This window comes from Streptomyces hirsutus (genome assembly GCF_001418415.1).
GTDB lineage: Bacteria > Actinomycetota > Actinomycetes > Streptomycetales > Streptomycetaceae > Streptomyces > Streptomyces hirsutus.
Genome location: NZ_LIQT01000128.1, coordinates 1 through 5,158, shown reverse-complemented (window position 1 = coordinate 5,158; position 5,158 = coordinate 1). Strand labels below are relative to the sequence as shown.

Sequence of the window (5,158 nt, the reverse complement as noted above, 5' to 3'; positions counted from 1 at the left end):
GCCCCCGCCCGACCCGCCGTCCGGCCGACCGCCCGCCGAACCGCTGACCGAGCTGTTGCCGGCGCGACTGCGGGCGGCCACCGCGGCCACCGGACGGACCGACGTGCGAACCGACCTGGCATCGGCCGACCTCCTTCCGATCGGCGAGTTCTTCAGCCCGGCCGGCTCCAGCCCCGTGGGGGAACTCGGGGAGGACGACGCCTTCGTCCTCTACTGGATCGGGCACGGCGGGATCAACCGGGAGAACGGCAACCACCTGCTGTACCTTCCGCACAACGGGCGCCTCGCGCTCGAGGACCTGACGCGCGGGATGGCAGGTCCGCACAGACCCGGGCGTCAGCTGTTCGTCATCGACGCCTGCCGGGAGGCGGACACCGCCCGGCCCGGCGACGGCGGTGGCGGCCAGACCCTGACCATCGCCGCCGGTGCCGTCCCGCACCCGGACTGGCTGGGCCTCGTGCTCTACGGCGCCCGCCACGGCGAGCAGGCCCTCTTCGACGAGGGCCGGGGCGGAGTGTTCACCGACCGGCTCCTGGACGCGCTGGAGACACTGCCGTCCGCCGGCCGGCTGGATCTGGAACGGATCGAGCAGACCGCCGTCGCCCTCGAGGCCCGCTTCCGCGCGGCCTACCGGCAAGGGGATCCCGAGTACGGCCAGATTCCCACCCACTACTGGCTCAGCCACCGGGGTGACCTGCTGGTGGACCGCGACTTCCTGCCGGGTGCGGCGGTCACCGTCACCCAGGCCGAGACGCTGCACCGGACGGTGAGCCGGGCCTGCCTGACTCCGGCGGAGGAGAGCGAGGTGTGGGAGTGGCTGCACCGCTACGGCCCGCGTCTCGCCGACGACGACCTGACCCTGCCGCAGACGGCCGTGCGGGTGACGCAACTGCCCCACCGCGCGGACGGCAGCCACTGCATCACCGACCTCTGCGTCGTCCTCGCCCGCATCGGGCGGCTGCGGGACGGCATCCACCGGTGGTACGCGTCCTGGGCCACGGACAAAGGCCTTCCACCGCTGGCCGACGTGTCCGTCGCGCCCACGCCCGTGCGGCGGCGCGGGCACCTGGTCATAGATCTGGAACGGGAGGACGAGCTCGGCCACGGCGAGACGTCCGCCGAGCGGGGTGAGCCGCAGAGCGCCGCGGGACCGCGCTACCGTGCCAAGGCGTGGTTCTACACAGGACACCAGCGCCTGCCGATCAGACTGCCGAGGCAGAGCTGGCGCAAGGAGGAGTTCCCCAGCCTCGTCAAGCTGATCTACGGCAAGGCCCACACCAAGGTCCAGTCCGCGCTCGACGGGGCCTGGGTGGAGTTCATCGTCGACCGGGACCTGTTCGGCCACCGCTTCGACGCACTGCCGAGGTTCTCGGTACCCAGCGGGAAGGCGCCGCTGCTGGGGGACGGCGGGCCGGTGGTGCTGCGCGACGGCTGGCGCCACCACGGAGGCCCACAGACGCTGAGCTGGCAGCGGAGGGCCTCCCTCCTGGACTCCGTCCCCGCGGCACGACTGCAGTGGACCGACTGCGCCTCTTCCTGCAGAACCGGGGAAGCGGAGTTCGAACAGCACGCCCGCACCGTGGAGACCGCCTTCACCCTGAACGCGGTCATCGGCACCGAGACGGACACCACGGGCAACGGGACCAACGGCGCCAGGAGCGCGTCGGCTCCGGCGGGAGCCAACGGCGGCGCGAACGGTGCGGCGGACCCGTGCGCCGGCATCGTGCTCTCCCGCCCCCTGGCCGACCGGGCGCACGCCGATCTCGTCGGTACGGCCCTCAACAACGGTGCCCTGCTGGCCATATGGCCGGCCCGGTCCCCGGCCGACGACTGCCGGCGCGGCGGTGACGACGGCGCGGTCTGCGACGGCGCGCTGGTACGGGAGAGCCTGATGCGCAGACTCGACGGCCGTCCCCTGCACGACCTGCCCGAGATCGTCTTCGATCTGCGCAGAACGGGCGGCACCGAGGCCGAAGTGTTCCGGGACATGGTCGTGCTCTTCGACGACCCGCGTCGTTCTCCTCTGGTCCGCGGGCCCCTGAACCCGCCCTGACGGGAGGAACGGCCCCCACCGGAAGGGGGACCGCAAGGACTGCGGGCCCCGCATGGACAGATGTTCACAAGGACGGACGTACGGAAGGGACGAGCAATGACGGAAGGGCCGGTCGCCGCCCCGGCGGTTCCCGACTGGTGGGTCTACCGCGGACACCGGGGCGAGCCCCGCACCCGGGAGGGCGCGCTCCCGGGCATTCCCGACCCACCGCCCTGGCGCTCCTTCGGACTGCACGCGCTGGTGCCCCCCGAGGAGGAGGCCGCGCTGCGCGCGCGGGACCCCCTGCACAGCAGTCTCCCGGTGCCGCCGCCCGGGACCGGGGGAGCGGGGTCGTGGGACGAGCAGGCGGCGGTCGCCTATCGCGGCGACCGGAACGCGTACGACCTCGTGAACGCCGCGATCCAGCTCCGCCGGCCCCTGCTGGTCACCGGCCCGCCCGGAACCGGAAAGACGACCCTGGCCGCCTCCATCGCCCGGGAGCTGGCCCTGGGCCCCGTCCTGCGGTGGGGCATCACCAGCAGGTCCACCCTGCGCGAAGGGCTCTACGACTACGACGTCCTGGGCCGTCTGCACGACATGAACCTGCGCAAGAACGTGCCACCGCAGCAGAGGAGGCACCGGGGGGAGAAGGGCCACCGGGACAGCGGAACCCACAAGGGCGCCGGGGCCCCTCGGGAGACCGGACGGCACGAGGACGGCGACCGGCACGAGGACATCGGGAAGTACGTCAGGCTCGGCGCGCTGGGCGACGCGCTGCTGCCCAGGCGCAGGCCCCGCGTGCTGCTGATCGACGAGATCGACAAGAGCGACGTGGACCTGCCCAACGACCTGCTGCACGTCTTCGAGACCGGCGGCTACGAGATCCCCGAGCTGCGCCGGGTCGCCGAGTCGCCGGTCCGTGTGCTCAGCTGGGACGGCAACGAGCGGGTGCCCGTGCACGACGGCCGCGTCCGGTGCGCGCAGTTCCCCCTCGTGATCCTCACCAGCAACGGCGACCGGGAGTTCCCGCCGGCCTTCCGCCGCCGCTGCCTCTTCCTCACCCTCAAACCCCCCGAGGGAGAGCGTCTGCACGACATCCTCCGCGCGCACGTCCCCGAGATGAAGGACCTCTCCCAGGTCGCGGACGTCCTGAAGGAGTACAAAGGGCTGACCGCCGAGGGCCGCCAGCTCTCACCCGACCAGTTGATCAACGCCGTACGCCTCAGGCTCACGGCCCAGTTGGGGCCGGACGACCTGGAGACGATCACGAACGCGGTGTTCCACTCGCTCTCCGGGGCGTGACGCGGTGCATCCGGAGGTCGCGCAGGCGCTGCTGAACTGCGAGGGGGTCGGACTGGGCGAAGTGCTCGACACCGCCTGGCTGGCCGCACGCCTGCCCGTGGCCGGCCGGGCGGCCACGGCGCGCCCTCCGGGGCCCGGTCCGCGATCCGCGGCTCCGGCCCCGGACGGTCCGGCCTCGCCGGCGGGCGGTCCGCCGTCGGCACCGGGCCGTACGTCCCCGGAGCCCGGCGGCCGGGCCGCCGACATGGCGCTGTGGCTGCCGGGCGCCGAACCCCTGCTCACCGGAGCGGGAGAGGCCACCGCTCTGGTCGACGCGCCCCTCCCCCCGCGGATGCTGCCCGGCCGCCTGGAGTTGGGCAACGCCCTTCGGCCGCTGCGCCGTACCAGTCCCTCCCCCGTACGGACCGCGGTGGACGAGGAGGCCACCGCCGAGTGGGCGGCGGCCACCGGCATGGTCGTGCCGATGGTCGAGCCCGCCGAGGAACCGCACTTCGACCTCGCCCTCGTGCGCGACACCGGCTCGTCGATGCGGCTGTGGACACCGATGCTGCGCGAACTCGCCCGAGCCGTGGCCCAGTACGGCGTCTTCCGGTCGATCACCGTGAGCCGGCTGGACTCACGGACCGCCCGCACCCTCCCGACGACTCCCGGCGGCGGGTCCAGCAGCCTGCGCACACTGCTGGAGCCCGACGGCAGACGCCTGATCGCCCTGGTCACCGACGGCGTCGGCCCCGGCTGGCACGACGGGCGGATGGCCGAGCAGGTCCACCTGCTGTCCCGCTACGGCCCCGTGGTGATCGTCCATCTGCTGCCCCGCTACCTGTGGGGGCGCACCGGGATCGACCCGCTGCCGGTGACCTTCCACCCGGAGACGCAGGGGGCCCGGTCCAGGAGGTTCACCGGCCTCGCCCGGCGGTTCACACCGGCCGGCTGGTCCCCGGCGGACCTCTGGCCCGGGGGCCGCCCCCCGTCCGGTGGCCGTCCGCACGCGGTCCCCGTGGTGCCCCTCGCGCCCGGACCGCTGAACCGCTGGGCCGCGCTGATCACCGGTGCGCACGACCGCAGCGTGTCCGCCTCGGCCTGGATCGTCACCGCCGGGCCGGGAGAGAAGCGGAACAATCATTCCTCCGCCTCCGCCTCCGATCCCGCGCCCCCCACCATGCCCGAGTCCACGACGGACGCCGGCTCGGAGCGGGCGTCCGACACCCTCCCGGGGCCCGCCTCCGACGACACCGCGCTCGCGGACCCGGCCGACGCCGGCGAACTGCTCGACGACTTCGACGCCGTCGCAGGCCGACGCGCCCGCAGGCTGCTGCGCAGCCTCGCCGTGGTCCCGCTGAGCCTGTCCACCATGTGGCTGACGCACATGGTCACCAGCAACTGGCGCCAGGAGCCCTACGACCCCGCCCCGTTGGCGGAGATCTTCTTCAGCGGTCTGCTGCGTCCCCGTCCCGCGCGGGAGGGCTCCGGGACACCGGCGGACGACCCCGCCTACGAGTTCACCGGAAACACCCGGCAGATCCTGCTGGAGAGCATGGACCGGGTCGAGGCGGTACGGGTCTTCGAGACCGTGTCCGGATACGTGGCGAGGATGCGGGGCCGCACCGCGCTCGCCTTCCCCGCGCTGCTGGCCTCGCCGCGCGACGGCCGGCTGATCGGCCAGATCGACCCGGAGACCCGTCCGTTCGCGGAGATCGCGGTCCGCATCCTGAAAGGGATGGGCCCGGCTTACGGAGACGCGGTGCGGCGTATCGAGGAGGCCGTGGACGGGCTCGCCCACCCTGCTGACGAAGCCGACACCACCCCGCCCCCGCCGGTCCTGGG

At 73.5% G+C, this 5,158-nt stretch carries 3 protein-coding genes; all 3 read left to right on the top strand.

All coding sequences use genetic code 11. From position 1 onward, the window contains the following. Positions 1 to 2,053: caspase family protein (locus AOK11_RS10190; RefSeq protein ID WP_157869318.1), on the top strand; the 2,053-nt coding region annotated here is incomplete at its 5' end. Between the two features lie 96 nt (positions 2,054 to 2,149). Beyond that, the gene (locus tag AOK11_RS10185; protein WP_055593333.1) at positions 2,150 to 3,334 is read left to right on the top strand and encodes an AAA family ATPase; all 1,185 of its coding nucleotides are present in this window, start codon (positions 2,150 to 2,152) and stop codon (positions 3,332 to 3,334) included. A 4-nt stretch (positions 3,335 to 3,338) separates the two neighbouring features. Continuing rightward, a partial coding sequence (locus tag AOK11_RS42745; protein ID WP_276204813.1) for an SAV_2336 N-terminal domain-related protein occupies positions 3,339 to 5,158 on the top strand: 1,820 nt, incomplete at its 3' end.

Coding starts and splice junctions, on each gene's coding strand:
- AOK11_RS10185 (WP_055593333.1), top strand. CDS start 2,150: ATGACGGAAGGGCCGGTCGCCGCCCCGGCGGTTCCCGACTGGTGGGTC.